This window comes from Delftia sp. Lp-1 (assembly GCF_020523835.1).
Lineage (GTDB): Bacteria > Pseudomonadota > Gammaproteobacteria > Burkholderiales > Burkholderiaceae_C > Comamonas > Comamonas acidovorans.
The window spans coordinates 952,372-967,461 of sequence record NZ_JAJALJ010000001.1; the positions used below are offsets into that span (position 1 = coordinate 952,372).

The window sequence follows — 15,090 nt, forward strand, 5'->3', positions numbered from 1 at the left end:
ATGGAGGCTGCCGGGCCGGTTCCGTCGCTCATCTGGACGGAACCTCAGCTCCGGTCAGACGAGCTGGGGTTTGCAGGCTTTGCCCAGGCACAGGCGCACGGCATCACCGTGGCATGTGGGGAAGGCAAAGATTGCAGGCATGGCGCGCAGTGTAGCGCGCCTGAGCGCCAGGGTGGTGGCCTTCAGGTTGCGCCGTCGGCGCCGGGAGGGGGTGATGCATCGGGCAGCAGCGGTGCCTGCCACTCCAGCAGCTCGGCCAGGCGCTGCACGATCCAGCGCGCCTCGCCAGGGCTGACGATGGAGCCCTCGGCCGCCAGGCCCGCGTGCATGCCCAGCAGCACGCCTTGCTCCGAGGAGTTACCGGAGTGATAGAGCGTCTGCGCCTGCTCGACCAGGTGGCTGGCCAGGTCCTCGCACAGTTCATAGCGCCCGACCACGTCTGCAATCGATGCCTTGAGCCGGCCGTGCCGGTCGGCATACAGGGCGGCAAAGCTCGGCGGCGGCTGTATCTGGCTGGTCTCGTCCATGGCGCGCCTCAATCGGGTTCGAACAGGCGCTCGAAGCGTGCAAGGTCCTCGGCCAGCTCGCAGCTCACGAGCTGGCCCATCTTGCCGTCGGCCAGGCGGTGGGCTGCGAACAGCGTGGCCTTGCCGCGAAAGTTGTAGTCGGGCAGATGGATGATGGTGTAGGGATGCGACACGAACAGCTGATGCTCGTAGACCACGCGCTGCTCGTTGCGCGGCGACGGGTAGAGCGTGTATTCGGGGGTGGTGATCGTGAGTGTGGCCATGCATGGCCCGCTGCAGCAAAAGGCCGGCGGCGGGGGAGGGCAATGCTACCGCGTTCGCCAGTCCCTGGTGCGCCCTGGTGCGCCGCCGCCCTGCGACAATGCGGGCATGCAAGCAGCCCGTGTATCCATCCAGACCGAGGATTTCGACGTATCGGCCGAACTCGCCGCCCTGCGCGGCGGCGACGCGCGCGTGGGCGCGGTCTGCAGCTTCATCGGCACGGTGCGTGACCGCAACGAGGGCGCCGCCGTGGCCAGCATGGAGCTGGAGCACTACCCGGGCATGACCGAGAAATCCATCGAGGCCATCATCGACGAGGCGGTCCAGCGCTTCGGCATCCATGGCGCGCGCGTCATCCACCGCATCGGTCCGCTGCAGCCCATGGACCAGATCGTGCTCGTGGCCGTCACCGCATCGCACCGGGGCATGGCCTTCCAGGCCTGCGAATACATCATGGACTACCTCAAGTCGCTGGCGCCTTTCTGGAAGAAGGAGCAAACGCCCGAGGGTGCGCGCTGGGTGGATGCGCGCGTCAGCGACGAAGAGGCGCTGGCGCGCTGGCGCCAGTGAGGCGGCGGGCCTTCAGGCCTTGAGCGTGGCGCCCCGCAACCATTGCGGCGGGCGGAACACCAGCAGGTTTCCGAACATCACCAGCAGCAGCCCGCCCACGGCCAGCGGCGTCCAGACATAGCCCTCGAACAGGGCCGAGATGCTGAGCGCAACAATGGGGAACAGCACCGTCGCATAGGCCGCCTTCTCCGGGCCCAGCCGACCCACCAGGGTCAGGTAGGCCGTGAACGCAATCACCGAGCCTGGAATGGCCAGGTACAGCCAGGAGCCCACATAGGTCCAGCTGGTATCGAAGCGCCAGGGCAGGCCCGCCACCAGCGCATAGCCGGTCAGCAGCAGCGTGCCGGCGAGCATGCCCCAGGCATTGGTCTGTGCGGGCCGCCAGCCCATGGACTGCAGCGAGGCAGACAGCATGTTCCCGCAGGAAAAGCAAAGCGTGCCCAGCACCGCCCAGCCCAGGCCAGGCAGGCTGGCATGCCGGCCTGCGCGCAGCTCGGGCCAGAACAGCGCCACCAGACCCGCAAGGCCGAAGAGGCTGCCGGCCAGCACATGGGGCGCCAGCCGGCGGCCGTGGATGATGCGCGCCAGCAGCGCGTTCCAGAGATTGGCGCTGGAGAACACCACGGCGGCCAGGCCGCTGGCCAGCGTCTCGCTGGCATGCATGAAGCACACGAAGTTGAAGCTGAACAGGCACAGGCCCTGCGCCAGCACGCGCGGCAGCGCCGGGCCGCGGGGCACGCGCAGCTGCCGCGACCAGGCCAGCCAGGCGAACATCAGCACGGCGGCCAGCGCAAAGCGGTAGGCAATGGACAGCTCCACGGGCACGGCGCCCAACTGCAGTTTCAGGGCGATCCAGGTCGAACCCCAGATCAGCACGACCAGGGCATAGAGGGTGGCAGTCATGGCCGGGGATGATGGCGCCGCAGGCTGGGCGGGCATGGCAGATTCCTGCGGTTTGATGGCCTGGCGCCATGCGTCGGTATGGCTGCGGGACCACAATCGCTGCCATGACGCCCACGCCGCTGCCCGAGCTGCCCTCCAGCCACCTGTGCCAGGTGCTGTCACGCTCCAAGGCCCGGCTGCAGCGGCGCGCGCGCCTGAGCGAGGGGGTGGAGCTGGCCGTCTGGGCCAATGTGGACGACGAGGTGCGCTACTGCCAGCCTGGTCACCACACGCTGTCGGTCTACCTGGCCGGGGGCGAGGGCTCGCAGCTCAAGGCGCGGCCCGAGGCCATGGGGGCGCCGGGGCGCATCTGCATCTTCACGCCAGAGGACGAATCGCACTGGCTGGTGCGCTCGCCCGTGCAGTTCCTGCACCTGTATGTGTCCGACCTGGCCTGGGCGGGGCGCGTGGTCCGCATGCTGGATGCCGAGCCCCGCTCGCGCACCTTGCGTGCGCAGATCTACGGGGATGATCAGGCCTTCCACGCCGGTGCCCGTGCGCTGATGCAGCTGGACTGGCAGGACCCGCAGCAGCAACTGGCGGCCGATGCCATTGGCCAGCAGCTGGTGGACCGGCTGGTGCTGCAGTCCGCCACGCCGCGCCAGCTGCAGGCGCTGCAGCGGCCGCTGGGCGGGCTTTCTGCGGCCATGCGGCGGAGGGTGCTGGCCCATGTCGAGGCGCATCTGCATGACTCCAAGGCCGTGTCGCTGCCGGCACTGGCGAGACAGGCCTGCCTCTCGGAATTCCATTTCGCACGCATGTTCCGCCAGAGCATGGGCTGCACGGTGCACGAATGGGTGCTGCAGCAGCGCCTGGCCCGGGCACGGCGTGCCCTGTCTGCGCGCAACGTGCCGCCGCTGGCCGAGCTGGCGCTGGATTGCGGCTTTTCCAGCGCCAGCCACCTGGTGCGCAGCTTCCGGGCGCATTTGGGTGTTACGCCTACGCAGTTCTCGATCTTTCAGCGCAATGCTTGAGAAGGATGGCCGGCCTCGCCGGCCTTGATCTGGCGCAAGCGTCTGTCCTTGCGGGCCGGGCATGGCTTGAAATTTGCCCTGCCGGTATCAGATAAATCGCAATGACCCTGTTTCAGGAGCGAAAAGAAACACCATGCGAATCGACAAACTGACAACCAAGTTCCAGGAAGCCCTGGCCGACGCGCAAACGCTGGCCCTGGGCGGTGACCAATCCAATATCGAACCCCTGCACCTGCTCGTGGCGCTGCTGCGCCAGGACGATGGTCCGCGCTCGCTCTTGCAGCGCGCCGGCGCCAACGTGGGCCAGCTGCAGGCCGCGGCCGAGAAGGCCCTGGCCGATCTGCCGCGCGTGCAGCACCAGGACCAGGTGCAGGTCGGCTCCGAGCTGGGCCGGCTGCTGCAGGCGACCGAGAAGGAAGCCCTCAAGCGCGGCGACCAGTTCATTGCCAGCGAGCTGTTCCTGCTGGCGCTGACCGACAGCAGCGGCTCTTCCACGCGCGCAGGCCAACTGCTCAAGGAAAGCGGCGTGACGCGCTCCAGCCTGGAGTCGGCCATCAACGCCGTGCGCGGCGGCCAGACCATGGACAGCGCCGAAGGCGAAGGCCAGCGCGAGGCCCTCAAGAAATACACCATGGACCTGACCGAGCGCGCGCGCATCGGCAAGCTCGATCCGGTGATCGGCCGCGACGACGAAATCCGCCGCTCCATCCAGGTGCTGCAGCGCCGCAGCAAGAACAACCCCGTGCTGATCGGCGAGCCCGGCGTGGGCAAGACCGCCATCGTCGAGGGCTTGGCCCAGCGCATCGTGGCCGGCGAGGTGCCCGAAAGCCTCAAGAACAAGCGCGTGCTGTCGCTGGACATGGCGGGCCTGCTGGCCGGCGCCAAATACCGTGGCGACTTCGAGGAACGCCTGAAGTCCGTGCTCAAGGAAGTGGCCCAGGAAGAGGGCCGCATCATCTTGTTCATCGACGAGATCCACACCATGGTCGGTGCCGGCAAGGCCGACGGCGCCATGGACGCGGGCAACATGCTCAAGCCGGCCCTGGCGCGCGGCGAGCTGCACTGCATCGGCGCGACCACGCTCGATGAATACCGCAAGTACATCGAAAAGGATGCGGCGCTGGAGCGGCGCTTCCAGAAGGTGCTGGTCGAAGAGCCTTCCGTGGAGGACACCATCGCCATCCTGCGCGGACTGCAGGTGCGCTACGAGGCCCACCATGGCGTGGACATCACCGACCCGGCCATCGTGGCTGCGGCCGAGCTGAGCCACCGCTACATCACCGACCGCTTCCTGCCCGACAAGGCCATCGACCTGATCGACGAGGCCGCGGCCAAGATCAAGATCGAGATCGACTCCAAGCCCGAGGTCATGGACAAGCTCGAGCGCCGCATGATCCAGCTCAAGATCGAGCGCGAGGCCATGAAGAAGGAAAAGGACGAGGCCTCGCAAAAGCGCCTGCAACTGATCGAGGAGGAGCTCGGCAGCCTGGAGCGCGAGTACGCCGACCTGGAAGAGGTCTGGAAGAGCGAGAAGGCCAGCGCCCAGGGCTCCGAGCAGATCCGCAAGGAGATCGACCAGATCCGCATCCAGATCGAGGAGCTCAAGCGCAAGGGCGACTTCAACAAGGTGGCTGAGCTGCAATACGGCAAGCTGCCCTCGCTGGAAAAGCAGCTCAACGAAGCCCAGGCCAACGAGCAGGGGCAGGGCGGCGCGCCCGCTCACAGGCTGCTGCGCACCCATGTCGGCGCCGAGGAAATTGCCGAAGTGGTCAGCCGTGCCACGGGCATTCCCGTGGCCAAGATGATGCAGGGCGAGAAGGACAAGCTGCTGCGTATGGAAGACCGGCTGCATGACCGCGTCGTCGGCCAGGACGAGGCCATCTCGGCCGTGGCCAATGCCATTCGCCGCTCGCGCTCGGGCCTGTCCGATCCCAACCGGCCCACGGGCTCCTTCCTGTTCCTGGGCCCCACGGGCGTGGGCAAGACCGAGCTGTGCAAGGCGCTGGCCGGCTTCCTGTTCGACAGCGAAGACCATCTGGTGCGCATCGACATGAGCGAGTTCATGGAAAAGCATTCCGTGGCCCGCCTGATTGGTGCGCCGCCTGGCTACGTGGGCTACGAGGAAGGCGGTTACCTGACCGAGGCCGTGCGCCGCAAGCCCTACAGCGTGCTGCTGCTCGATGAGGTGGAAAAGGCCCATCCCGACGTCTTCAACGTGCTGCTGCAGGTGCTGGACGATGGTCGCCTGACCGATGGCCAGGGCCGCACCGTGGACTTCAAGAACACGGTCATCGTGATGACGAGCAACATAGGCTCTTTGCTGATCCAGGCCATGGTCGGCGAGGATTACGATGATGTGAAAGATGCGGTCTGGGGGGAACTCAAGAACCATTTCCGACCCGAATTCCTCAACCGCATCGACGAAACCGTGGTCTTCCACGCGCTCGACGCGAAGAATATCGAGTCGATCGCAAGGATTCAGCTCAAGCTGCTGGAGCGTCGTTTGGAGAAAATGGACCTTGCGCTGCAGGTGTCCGACCAGGCACTGGCCGAACTGGCCAAGGTGGGCTTCGATCCCGTTTTCGGGGCCCGGCCGCTCAAGCGCGCGATACAGCAGCGGATCGAGAATCCGCTGTCGAAACTGCTGCTCGAAGGGCGCTTCCCGCCCAAGAGCACGATTGCGGTACATGTGGACCCGGTACAGGAGCCGGGCGTATTCCGGTTCGATGCGGCAGACCCCGCCTGACGCACCGGGCCAGCCAAGAAAGGCTTTGCTTTGAACGATTTTGTCGCCACCCTGACCCGCTGGGCCGTTCGCATCCTGCTGATGCTTGTGGGCCTGGTCTTCTTTGTCAGCCTGCTGACCGCCGCGGCGCTGCTGGCCCTGGTCTGGGCCGTGAGAGCGCTGTGGGCCAGGCTCACCGGCCAGCCGGTGATGCCCTGGGCCATGCGCATGAGCCCGCGGGCGGGCTGGCAGACCGTGTACCGCTCTGGCTCCGAGTGGATGGCACAGCGTCCGCAGCGCGCCTATGGCGCTGCTGAGGGCGGTGGCCGCCGCGCCGGTGCCGGCGTACTGCCGGGTGCGGGCGAGGTGACCGACGTTCAGCCCCGTGAAGTGCGCGAGCCCTGAAGCGTCTTGCTGCAGCCTTTACGCGGCCTGCGCATCTTCGTGCCCAGGCCGCGCGTGGCGGCCCGTATAGTCTGAAACCCTCGGGAGCCCGTGCAAGGCTCCCTTTTTTTTCCTGCCGCTGCATGCCAACATGTGCCGCGACGCACCCTTGGAATGCGGCGCATGCAAGTGTCTTCTTACCATTGAGCCTATGACCCAGCTGGATCTCCACCGCGTCTTCGACCTTCAGTACCAGGCCAGCCGGGCGCAGGTGGACGTGCCCCTGCTGGTACGCCGCGAACGCCTGCTGCGCATGCAAAAGCTGCTGGACGAGCACGGCCCCGTGCTGGCCGCCGCCGTACAGGCCGACTTCGGCATGCGCTCGCCACGGCTGACCGAGATGGTGGAGCTGTTCGTGCTGCGCAACCTGCTCAAGCACATGCTGCGCCATCTGGCGCGCTGGTCGGGGCGCCAGCGGGTGCGAACGCCGCTGATGCTCATGCCCGGCCGGGGCTGGATAGAGCGCCAGCCGCTGGGCGTGGTGGGGGTGATTTCCCCGTGGAACTATCCGGTGCAGCTGGCGCTGGGGCCGGCCATCACGGCCCTGGCGGCGGGCAACCGCGTCATGCTCAAGCCCAGCGAACTCACGCCGCACACATCGGCCCAGCTGGCGGCGCTGGTGGGGCAGTTTTTCGCGCCCGAGGAATTCGCCGTCATCGAAGGCGATGTGAGCATTGCCACGCAGTTCTCGGGCCTGCACTTCGACCATCTGCTGTTCACCGGCTCGACTGCCGTGGGCCGGCGCGTGGCGCAGGCGGCGGCGGCGCACCTGACGCCGACGACGCTGGAGCTCGGTGGCAAGTCGCCCTGCATCATCTCCACCGACTGCGACCTGAAGGAGGCCGCGCTCAAGATCGCGCATGGCAAGCTCGTCAATGCGGGCCAGACCTGCATCGCCCCCGACTACGTGCTGCTGCCGCGCGGGCAGGAGGCGGAGTTTGCCGAGGCCTTTCGCACCGCGGCGCGGCGGCTGTTCCCGCGCTTTGCCGGCAATCCGGACTATGCGGCCATCCTCACCAAGCGCCACCTGGCGCGCCTGCGGCAGATGCTGCGCCAGGCCCAGGGCATGGGGGCGCATGTCGAGTGGATGGAGGATGGCGGAGCCGGCCAGGAGAGCGCCGACATGGCCTGGGGCGATGCCGTGGAGCGCCAGATGGCGCCGGCCCTGGTCTTCAATGCCACCAGCCAGATGCAGCTCATGCAGGAGGAGATCTTCGGCCCCATCCTGCCCGTGATCAGCTACGACAGGCTGGATGACGTGGTCTCGGCCATCAATGCAGGGCCCAGGCCGCTGGCGCTGTACTGGTTCGGCCGCGATGAGAAAGTGCGTGATGCCGTGCTGTCACGCACCATCAGCGGCGGGGTGACGGTCAACGACACCCTGCTGCACTTCGCCCATGAGAACCTGCCCTTCGGCGGCGTGGGCGACAGCGGCTGGGGTGCCTACCATTCGGAGCAGGGCTTTGCACGGCTGAGCCATCAGAAGGCGGTGTTCGTGCAGTCGCGCTGGTCGGGGGCTTCGATGCTGTATCCGCCCTATGGCGCAAGGTTCGACCGCATCATGGAGTTGATGCGCCGCTGGCTGTGAGCGAGGGGGTGATTTCTCGCCGTTGCCGGGCTTGCCTGCATCGTGAGAAATTGTCAACTGATTCCTTGCCAAGCCTTGTGTCGCGTGCGCCAGCTGCTCTTTTTTGGAGAGCACATAGCACATCCCAATGCCGAGGGCAAGAAAACGAGCACAGCCGTACTTGCGTGCATGGCTAAGAGCCGCAACGCACGCAAAAAGCGCGATTCCTGTGAAAATCACGCCCTTCTATTTTCACCTGTTTTCGTTTCGGTTTTTCCATGTCTAGTATCCAGGTTCGTCCAGCCACTCTCCGCGATGCAAAAGCGATTGCCCAGATCCATACTGCTTCCGCCATGGAGGCTTATCGCGGTCTGGTTCCCGATGACCAGCTCAAGAGCATGTCGTCGGTAGAAAAACGCCAGGCCTATTGGCGCGAAGCCATCGAATTTTGCGAACCCCAGGTTCAGGTTGCCATCGACGGCGACAAGATCGTCGGCTTCGTCGGTTTCGACCGCTCGCGCGATGAAAAGTCGCGTCAGACCACCGGTGAAATTTGGGCCATCTATGCCGCTCCCACGCACTGGAATCAGGGTGTGGGCGTGGCCCTGTGGGACGCCGCACGCGACGGCCTGCTCGAAGAAGGCTGCACCAATGTCACCTCGTGGGTGCCGCTGCGCAATGAACGCGCGCTGCGCTTCCATGAGCTCGCCGGCTTCAAGCGCGAAATGTCCACCGCCAAGACGGCCCAGGTCGGCGCTCTCAAGATCGAGGAAGTGCGGCTCAAGCGCGCACTGAACTGATCGATTCGCCAAACCATCCACCCATCACTCACGGAGCAGCAGGCCTTGTCCTCTTCCCAGAACTGGTCCCTGCTGCAGTGGCAGGAGCACGAGGCCACACAGGTTGCCCTGTGGCGCGCGGACAGCACCATGACCGCACCGCGCCGCATCGTCATCGCTGACGACAGCCTGGCCGCCGACAGCGCCTACCGCCTGGCCTGCGAAGGCCAGGCCATGCTGTGGCGCGGCGATTTCCAGAATGCCCGGCAGTTGCTGTCGGCCCTGGGCCGCCGCCTCGACAAGCCCGCCCGTGAGACTTCCGCCAAGGCGCGCCATCGCCGCGCCGGCAAGGAAGACGCCAAGCCGGTCTTTCCCCACGCCTTCCACCTGCACCGCCAGGCACTGGCGCAGCGTGCGCGCATCCTGTCCAGCGTGATGATCGAGCTCGATACCCGCTGGCACTGTGCCCTGCGCCGCGCACCGGACTGGAGCGAAGCCTGTCGCGAAGCCTGGGGCGAGATTCCCGCCGACCAGGGTGCGCACAGCGTGATCGTTCCCCTGCGTGAACTGCTGGGTGCCCTGGGCGCACATGAGTGGCGCAAGAAGGGCGTGGCCCTGGCCGTGCCGGGCATGCCCGAGTTCAGCATTCACCCGCACTACGGCGTGTTCTCCCCGGTGCGCGGCGAGTACCTGGATCTGGTGGCCCAGGCTCCCCTGCCCGCCGCAGCCCAGCAGGCCGATGCCGCCGTCTGGGATATTGGCACGGGCACGGGTGTGCTTTCCGCTCTCTTGCTGCACCGTGGCGTGCGGCAGGTGGTGGCCACCGACCTGAGCGACCGGGCACTGGCCTGTGCGCAGGACAACCTGCAGCGGCTGGGTCTGGCGCAGCGCGTGAGCCTGCGCAAGGCGGACCTGTTCCCTGAAGGCCGGGCCGCCTTGGTGGTCTGCAATCCGCCGTGGCTGCCGGGCAAGGCCAGCTCCTTGCTGGAGCAGGCCGTCTATGACGAAGGCAGCCGCATGCTGCGCGGTTTTGTCGAGGGCCTTGCTGCACATCTGCTGCCGGGCGGCGAAGGCTGGCTGATCCTGTCGGATCTGGCCGAGCACCTGCAGTTGCGCTCGCGCGAGGAACTGCTGGGCTGGATCGATGCCGCAGGCCTGCAGGTCCTGGGCCGCGAGGACATCCGCCCGCGCCATGGAAAGGCTGCGGACTCCACCGATCCGCTGCACGCGGCACGCGCCGCCGAGCTCACCTCGCTGTGGCGCCTGGCGCCGCGCTGATCGCGCGCGTCCACCCTTCAATTCGTCTAGGCGCCCTGTGCCGTCGCTGCCTCCTGGGGCAGCAGATGCCGCAGGCGCTCGCGCAGGGCATCGGCGCGCTCGTCGCCCGCATGTTCCTGCACGGTCTGCAGCAGCTGCAGGGCGGCGGCCTGCAGTGCCTCAAGATCGCGCGCCTCGCGCAGCAGATGGCGCAGCACCTGGGCCTTGTCTTCATGGCGGTTGGCAAACATGCGCTCGCACATATCGAACAGGTACATGCGTGTGCCGGCAAGATTCAGCGTGGCGGCGGGGCCGGGCGGGCTGGATTCCTTCGCAGCGGCCGGTGCCATGGAGGGGGTCGGAGCATGAGCGGGGGGTGATGATTCGGCGGCTTGGCCAGCCAGGCGCTGCAGGTGGCCGCTGGCGATCAGTTGCTCGATCAGTTCGCCGGCCTGTGCACCCAGGACCTGCTGCAACTGCTCCTCGGTGCGGCCATCGGCCATCAGCAGCACCGAGCGCTCGCGCAGCGGCAGGCTGCGGCGGCCGGGCTGCAGCTCTTCAAGGGCCTTGGCGGTTTTTTGCAGCAGCATGGTGGGGGCAGGGAGTCCGACAAGCCCCGATTGCACGTTACATGAATGACCGTGGCGTGAAGAAGCCATGACAACTGGTCCGACCGGTGTTCTGCGGCAAGCGCACAATCGCCTGCCATCGCATGGGCGGGCGCTGATTCCCAGGTGCTGGCGGCCGATGCCGGACACGGAAATATTGTTTGATCTGTAACAGGAAGACGGGGCGCAGGCCTCGCGACATAGGTGATGAGACTGTTGCTGGCGCCCATGGAGGGCTTGCTTGATTTCGTGCTGCGCGATGTGCTCACGCGAGTGGGTGGCGCAGACCGCTGTGTCTCGGAGTTCATCCGCGTCACGGGGACCGTGCTGCCCGACAAGGTGTTCCTGCGCACCATGCCGGAGCTCAACAACGGCAGCCGGACGCTGGCAGGTGTCCCTGTGCGTGCGCAGCTGCTGGGCTCGGACCCGGACAGCATGGCGGCCAATGCGGCCAATCTGGCGCGCCTGGGTCCGGAAGGCATCGATCTGAACTTCGGCTGCCCCGCCAAAGTGGTCAACCGCCATGGCGGCGGTGCTGCGCTGCTGCAGGACCCGGAGCAGATCGCGCGCGTGGTGGGTGCCGTACGTGCTGCCGTGCCGGCGGCCATGCCTGTGTCGGCCAAGATGCGCCTGGGTTTCAACGACACGACACTGATGACCGAATGCGCCCAGGCCATGCAGGCCGGTGGCGCCTGCGAAATCGTCGTCCACGCCCGCACCAAGCTCGACGGCTACCGTCCGCCTGCCTACTGGGACATGATCCCGCGCATCCGCGAGTCCGTGACCGTGCCCGTGGTGGCCAATGGCGAGATCTGGACGGTGGAGGATGCGCTGCGCTGCCGCGAGCAATCGGGCTGCGGCGATCTGATGCTGGGCCGGGGAATCGTTGCCGACCCAGGCCTGGCGCTGGCCATTCGCGCTGCCGTGGAAGGCGGGCAGATGCCAGCAGAACATGTTGCAGCAAAGGTGTTCTGGAGCGATCTTGTGCCCCAGGTCCAGCGTTTCTGGGACATGGTCTGCGAGGACCTGGAGCCGCGCCAGCGCGCAGGCCGCCTCAAGCAATGGCTGAACCTGCTACGCCGCCGCTTTCCCGAAGCCGAGCAGGCTTATCAGGAAGTGCGCACGCAGACTGACCAGCGCGATATCACGCTGTGGGTGCAAGCGCTGGCGCTGCGCCAGGAATGGGCCGGGCTTTAGCGCGATCGGCCGGTCACAGCAGATGGTCGGGCGCCAGCGGGCCAATGAGCTTGAGCATCAGGCGCAGGCCCCAGCTGGCATCGGGCTCGCTGTGCTCGTCACCGCGCTCACTGTCTTCCGAAGCCCTCCACACCAGCTCGCCATCCTTGTCGAGCTCGACGCGCCAGCTGCCATCCTGCAGGCCCTCGTCGATGCTTTGCGTGGCCAGGCGGCCGAACTCGCGGCTGGCGATGAGCAGGGCAATCTCGGTGTTCTGCAACTGGGAGCGCAGATCCAGGTTCATCGAGCCGACTGCCACCAGATGCCCGTCCACCACCAGCAGCTTGGAGTGCAGCATTGCACGCGATGCGCCTGTGGAACCCGAAGGACCGCCGCCACCCGTGCTGCCCGAGCCGAATGCAGAGCGGACGCTGGCCGCTGTGCTGCGCATTTCGTAGAGTTCAACGCCCATCTCCAGCAGCGCCTTGCGGTGGCGCGCATAGCCGGCATGGGCCAAAGGTGCATCGTTGGAGGCCAGCGAATTGGTCAGGATGCGCACGCGCACTCCGCGTTGCCGTGCGCCACGAAATGCCTCCATCATGTCCGGGCCCGGCACGAAGTAGGGCGAGACCACCAGTAGATCGCGCCGGGTCTTGCGCACCAGGGCCAGCAGGCCATCGACCACCGAATCGGCCTCCAGCACCGGACGCGCCGCCTGGCGCAGGGCGCCAGCCGGCTGGCCCATGGGCAGCGTGCCGGCAGGCCTGGCCTGCGGGCTGTTCGACGCGGGGCTGGCCTGTGCAGACGCATCCGTGCCAGCGCTTGTGATGGGGCCTGGGCCGTCATCCCTGTCCAGCGGAATTTTGGCGGGTTCATCCACCAGCACGGCGGCCGATGCCCAGGTCCAGCGAGCCTTTCGCAAATCCATGGGCTGCTGGTCCCAGATGATCCGGCGCTGTTCAGCCGTCTGGTCATCTGCCTTTGTCTCCTTTGCGGGAACGGCAGGTGTGGGGTCGTCCTCCTGCGTCTGGTCATCATCGCCCGCAAAGCGCTCGCGCAACTGCTTGAGTTCCTTGAGGCTGATCAGCGACTGGACGGGATAGGCGCGCTGGTTGTTCCAGTAGCTGTCGAAGCTGCGCGACAGGTCGTTGACCACGGGCCCCGCAGCCAGCACGTCGAGGTCCACGAAATTGCTGGCGCTGTCCGCATCGAAATACGCATCGCCCAGATTGCGCCCGCCGATCACGCCCATGGCGTTGTCGGCGATGAACAGCTTGTTGTGCATGCGCTGCTGGGCGCGCTGGAAGTCGGTCAGCAAGGTATAAGCGCGGCCCAGCGCCGAGCTGCGCGCGCCCGCCAGGGGGTTGAACATGCGCATCTCGATACCCGGCACAAAGGCCAGGCGCATGACCTGCGCATTCGCTCCCGTGCTGTGGAAATCGTCCAGCAGCACGCGCACGCGCACGCCACGCCGGGCTGCCTCGACCACGCCGCGCAGCAGGCGCTGCGTGCTCTCGTCGGCATGGATGGCGTAGTACTGCAGGTCCAGCGTCTGCTGCGCTCCCTCGACCAGTGCCAGCCGGGCGCCATAGGCCGCCTGGGCACCGGACAGGAGGGTGAAGGCGGAGGTCTGCTTGCTTCCCGCCTCGGAGCGCTGCTGTTGGATCAACTGGCCCAGGGGGGTGTTCTGCGGGGAATCCAATGCTTTGGTGACATGCCGGTCCACGCCTTGGGGCAGGCCACCGCATCCTGCCAGTGCAATGCAAAGAAGCCAGGGCCGAAGCCAACTCAGGGAGGGAGATCGCAAGGGCATGGCGCGCTTCGGTTGGTGGGCTGTCCGGGTTTGCTGTGGGATCCGTCAAGGATTCTGTCATGTGCCGTGCGTGGCCTGCGTAGCCCAAATGGAGGGTCTGCCTGCCGGACCCGTCCGTCGCCCCGATGGGCGGCACGTCGGCGCCGCCGAGCGGTCACTTGTAAGCAGATGAGAACCGTAACAATACGGTATGGCTAAATGCAAGCATTGGTTTTCGGCGCGGCACAGGCACAGCGGTTTCACCTTGATGGAGCTTATGGTAACGCTGGCTATTGCAGCCATCCTGGCCGGACTGGCCGCGCCGTCGATCAGCGAGTTCATCGTGAAGAACCGGATGAATGGCGTGGCCAGCGAATTTTCCGGCGGCATCCTGCGCTCCAGGAATGAGGCCGTGAGCAGGAACACCTGCGTCACGCTTTGCATGAGCGGCACCGCAGCCGATGCAGCACCTGCCTGCACGGTCGGTGGCAAGAACTGGCAGGTCGGCTGGATTGCCTTCCTCAATACCACCTGTGACGCGAGCCGGGACGCGCCTGCCGCTAGCAATGACCTGATCTTTGCCAAAGTGGCCAGCGGCGGTGAGATTCTGCTGGACTCCACGGATGACACACCGGTCAGGAAAATGATGTTCAACGCCTCTGGCGCTCCGTCACTTCCCAGCTCCTCCAACTTCAGCCTGCTCTACAAAGATGAGCAGAACACCTACACCAAGAGCTACGGGGTCAATATCTGCATCGATGCGCAGGGTCGGTCCCGGCTGATTCCCAGTGACAAGAAATGCAGCAACTTCTGAGAAATGACCATGTTGCCCTCTTCCATTGCTGAGCGTAAGTCCTCGAAGGGCCTGACCTTGATCGAGATGATGGTAGCGTTGGTGGTGCTATCCATCGGCCTGCTGGGTGTGGCTGGGCTGCAGGCGTCCACCACCAAATACCGGATCAACACCATGGCCCGCGCATCCATGACCGGCTTGGTTTTCGACTTGTCGGAAAGAATCCGCGTCAATGCCGACTCTGCGGGACCCAGCTTCCTGCAGCCCGGAACTGAAAGTTTGAAGTCGCTGTATGTGATTGGCTCGGACTGGTCTACACAGCAGACTGAATCTTTGACTCCCACCAAAGACTGCGCGGCCAATACCTGTAACACGGCAGAGCGCGCAGACTACGATGTGAAGACTTGGCGCCAGAAGGTCCGTGACTCGGTGCCTCAGGGCTCCGCCATGCTGTCGGGCAACAAGCGCGATGGAGTGCTTCTGACCCTCATGTGGTTCGACAAGGAACTCACGGACAGGACGACCGCCAGCGACGGCTCGGTGGCCATCGCTCTCAAGAAGGCACCGGTATGCAATGCGGATCAAACCGGTATGTCGCAGCAGACGTGTTGTCCCGAAGAGGCCAAGGTGCCCGAAGGGGTGCGCTGCTCCCGATTCTCCTTTGTGCCCTGACAC

The 15,090-nt window shown here is 66.0% G+C and carries 15 protein-coding genes; 10 read left to right on the top strand and 5 right to left on the bottom strand.

Features of this window, described 5'->3' with window-relative positions; translation table 11 throughout:
• Positions 1–182 precede the first annotated feature (182 nt).
• Together LGR64_RS04180 and LGR64_RS04185 are read right to left on the bottom strand one after the other, a co-directional pair.
• Positions 183–527: a hypothetical protein gene (locus LGR64_RS04180; RefSeq protein ID WP_099732985.1), complete on the bottom strand. Its 345-nt coding sequence runs from the start codon at positions 525–527 to the stop codon at positions 183–185.
• 8 nt (positions 528–535) lie between these two features.
• Positions 536–790: a hypothetical protein gene (locus LGR64_RS04185; protein WP_012207010.1), complete on the bottom strand. Its 255-nt coding sequence runs from the start codon at positions 788–790 to the stop codon at positions 536–538.
• 106 nt (positions 791–896) lie between these two features.
• Here LGR64_RS04185 and LGR64_RS04190 point away from each other — a divergent pair, with 106 nt between their 5' ends.
• A complete protein-coding gene (locus tag LGR64_RS04190) occupies positions 897–1,358 on the top strand; it encodes a molybdenum cofactor biosynthesis protein MoaE (protein WP_047469218.1) in 462 nt (153 codons plus the stop codon).
• A 12-nt stretch (positions 1,359–1,370) separates the two neighbouring features.
• Here LGR64_RS04190 and LGR64_RS04195 read toward each other — a convergent pair whose 3' ends face one another.
• Positions 1,371–2,261, bottom strand: coding sequence for a DMT family transporter (locus LGR64_RS04195; protein WP_230355012.1), 891 nt, complete (start codon positions 2,259–2,261; stop codon positions 1,371–1,373).
• Positions 2,262–2,365: 104 nt separating this feature from the next.
• Here LGR64_RS04195 and LGR64_RS04200 point away from each other — a divergent pair, with 104 nt between their 5' ends.
• The 6 genes from LGR64_RS04200 to LGR64_RS04225 all read left to right on the top strand — a co-directional run bounded on the left by LGR64_RS04200 (position 2,366) and on the right by LGR64_RS04225 (position 10,067).
• Complete coding sequence (locus LGR64_RS04200) at positions 2,366–3,274, top strand: AraC family transcriptional regulator (RefSeq protein WP_230355013.1); 909 nt, start codon at positions 2,366–2,368, stop codon at positions 3,272–3,274.
• 133 nt (positions 3,275–3,407) lie between these two features.
• A complete protein-coding gene (gene clpB, locus LGR64_RS04205) occupies positions 3,408–6,020 on the top strand; it encodes an ATP-dependent chaperone ClpB (RefSeq protein WP_034396613.1) in 2,613 nt (870 codons plus the stop codon).
• Positions 6,021–6,050: 30 nt separating this feature from the next.
• Complete coding sequence (locus LGR64_RS04210) at positions 6,051–6,404, top strand: hypothetical protein (RefSeq protein ID WP_012207005.1); 354 nt, start codon at positions 6,051–6,053, stop codon at positions 6,402–6,404.
• 130 nt (positions 6,405–6,534) lie between these two features.
• Positions 6,535–8,031, top strand: coding sequence for a coniferyl aldehyde dehydrogenase (locus LGR64_RS04215; protein ID WP_141834202.1), 1,497 nt, complete (start codon positions 6,535–6,537; stop codon positions 8,029–8,031).
• Between the two features lie 257 nt (positions 8,032–8,288).
• The gene (locus tag LGR64_RS04220) at positions 8,289–8,810 is read left to right on the top strand and encodes a GNAT family N-acetyltransferase (protein WP_012207003.1); all 522 of its coding nucleotides are present in this window, start codon (positions 8,289–8,291) and stop codon (positions 8,808–8,810) included.
• Between the two features lie 45 nt (positions 8,811–8,855).
• Entirely contained in the window at positions 8,856–10,067 is a 1,212-nt protein-coding gene (locus tag LGR64_RS04225) for a N5-glutamine methyltransferase family protein (protein WP_230355014.1), read from the top strand.
• Between the two features lie 26 nt (positions 10,068–10,093).
• Here LGR64_RS04225 and LGR64_RS04230 read toward each other — a convergent pair whose 3' ends face one another.
• Positions 10,094–10,636: a hypothetical protein gene (locus tag LGR64_RS04230; protein ID WP_198820760.1), complete on the bottom strand. Its 543-nt coding sequence runs from the start codon at positions 10,634–10,636 to the stop codon at positions 10,094–10,096.
• Positions 10,637–10,861: 225 nt separating this feature from the next.
• Here LGR64_RS04230 and LGR64_RS04235 point away from each other — a divergent pair, with 225 nt between their 5' ends.
• Positions 10,862–11,851, top strand: a complete 990-nt coding sequence (locus LGR64_RS04235; protein ID WP_230355015.1) for a tRNA dihydrouridine synthase — start codon at positions 10,862–10,864, stop codon at positions 11,849–11,851.
• 13 nt (positions 11,852–11,864) lie between these two features.
• Here LGR64_RS04235 and LGR64_RS04240 read toward each other — a convergent pair whose 3' ends face one another.
• Positions 11,865–13,643 carry a phospholipase D family protein gene (locus LGR64_RS04240; RefSeq protein WP_230355016.1) on the bottom strand — a complete coding sequence of 593 codons (1,779 nt, stop codon included), beginning with the start codon at positions 13,641–13,643 and terminating at the stop codon, positions 11,865–11,867.
• A gap of 190 nt (positions 13,644–13,833) precedes the next feature.
• On the opposite strand from LGR64_RS04240, the gene LGR64_RS04245 reads away from it, so the two are divergent.
• Entirely contained in the window at positions 13,834–14,436 is a 603-nt protein-coding gene (locus tag LGR64_RS04245) for a GspH/FimT family pseudopilin (protein WP_141834777.1), read from the top strand.
• Between the two features lie 9 nt (positions 14,437–14,445).
• Entirely contained in the window at positions 14,446–15,087 is a 642-nt protein-coding gene (gene pilV / locus LGR64_RS04250; RefSeq protein WP_230355017.1) for a type IV pilus modification protein PilV, read from the top strand.
• The last annotated feature ends 3 nt before the right edge of the window (positions 15,088–15,090 follow it).

Coding starts and splice junctions, on each gene's coding strand:
- LGR64_RS04240 (WP_230355016.1), bottom strand. CDS start 13,643: ATGCCCTTGCGATCTCCCTCCCTGAGTTGGCTTCGGCCCTGGCTTCTT.
- pilV (WP_230355017.1), top strand. CDS start 14,446: ATGTTGCCCTCTTCCATTGCTGAGCGTAAGTCCTCGAAGGGCCTGACC.
- LGR64_RS04185 (WP_012207010.1), bottom strand. CDS start 790: ATGGCCACACTCACGATCACCACCCCCGAATACACGCTCTACCCGTCG.
- clpB (WP_034396613.1), top strand. CDS start 3,408: ATGCGAATCGACAAACTGACAACCAAGTTCCAGGAAGCCCTGGCCGAC.
- LGR64_RS04230 (WP_198820760.1), bottom strand. CDS start 10,636: ATGCTGCTGCAAAAAACCGCCAAGGCCCTTGAAGAGCTGCAGCCCGGC.
- LGR64_RS04235 (WP_230355015.1), top strand. CDS start 10,862: ATGAGACTGTTGCTGGCGCCCATGGAGGGCTTGCTTGATTTCGTGCTG.
- LGR64_RS04215 (WP_141834202.1), top strand. CDS start 6,535: ATGTGCCGCGACGCACCCTTGGAATGCGGCGCATGCAAGTGTCTTCTT.
- LGR64_RS04180 (WP_099732985.1), bottom strand. CDS start 527: ATGGACGAGACCAGCCAGATACAGCCGCCGCCGAGCTTTGCCGCCCTG.
- LGR64_RS04195 (WP_230355012.1), bottom strand. CDS start 2,261: ATGACTGCCACCCTCTATGCCCTGGTCGTGCTGATCTGGGGTTCGACC.
- LGR64_RS04220 (WP_012207003.1), top strand. CDS start 8,289: ATGTCTAGTATCCAGGTTCGTCCAGCCACTCTCCGCGATGCAAAAGCG.
- LGR64_RS04200 (WP_230355013.1), top strand. CDS start 2,366: ATGACGCCCACGCCGCTGCCCGAGCTGCCCTCCAGCCACCTGTGCCAG.
- LGR64_RS04190 (WP_047469218.1), top strand. CDS start 897: ATGCAAGCAGCCCGTGTATCCATCCAGACCGAGGATTTCGACGTATCG.
- LGR64_RS04245 (WP_141834777.1), top strand. CDS start 13,834: ATGGCTAAATGCAAGCATTGGTTTTCGGCGCGGCACAGGCACAGCGGT.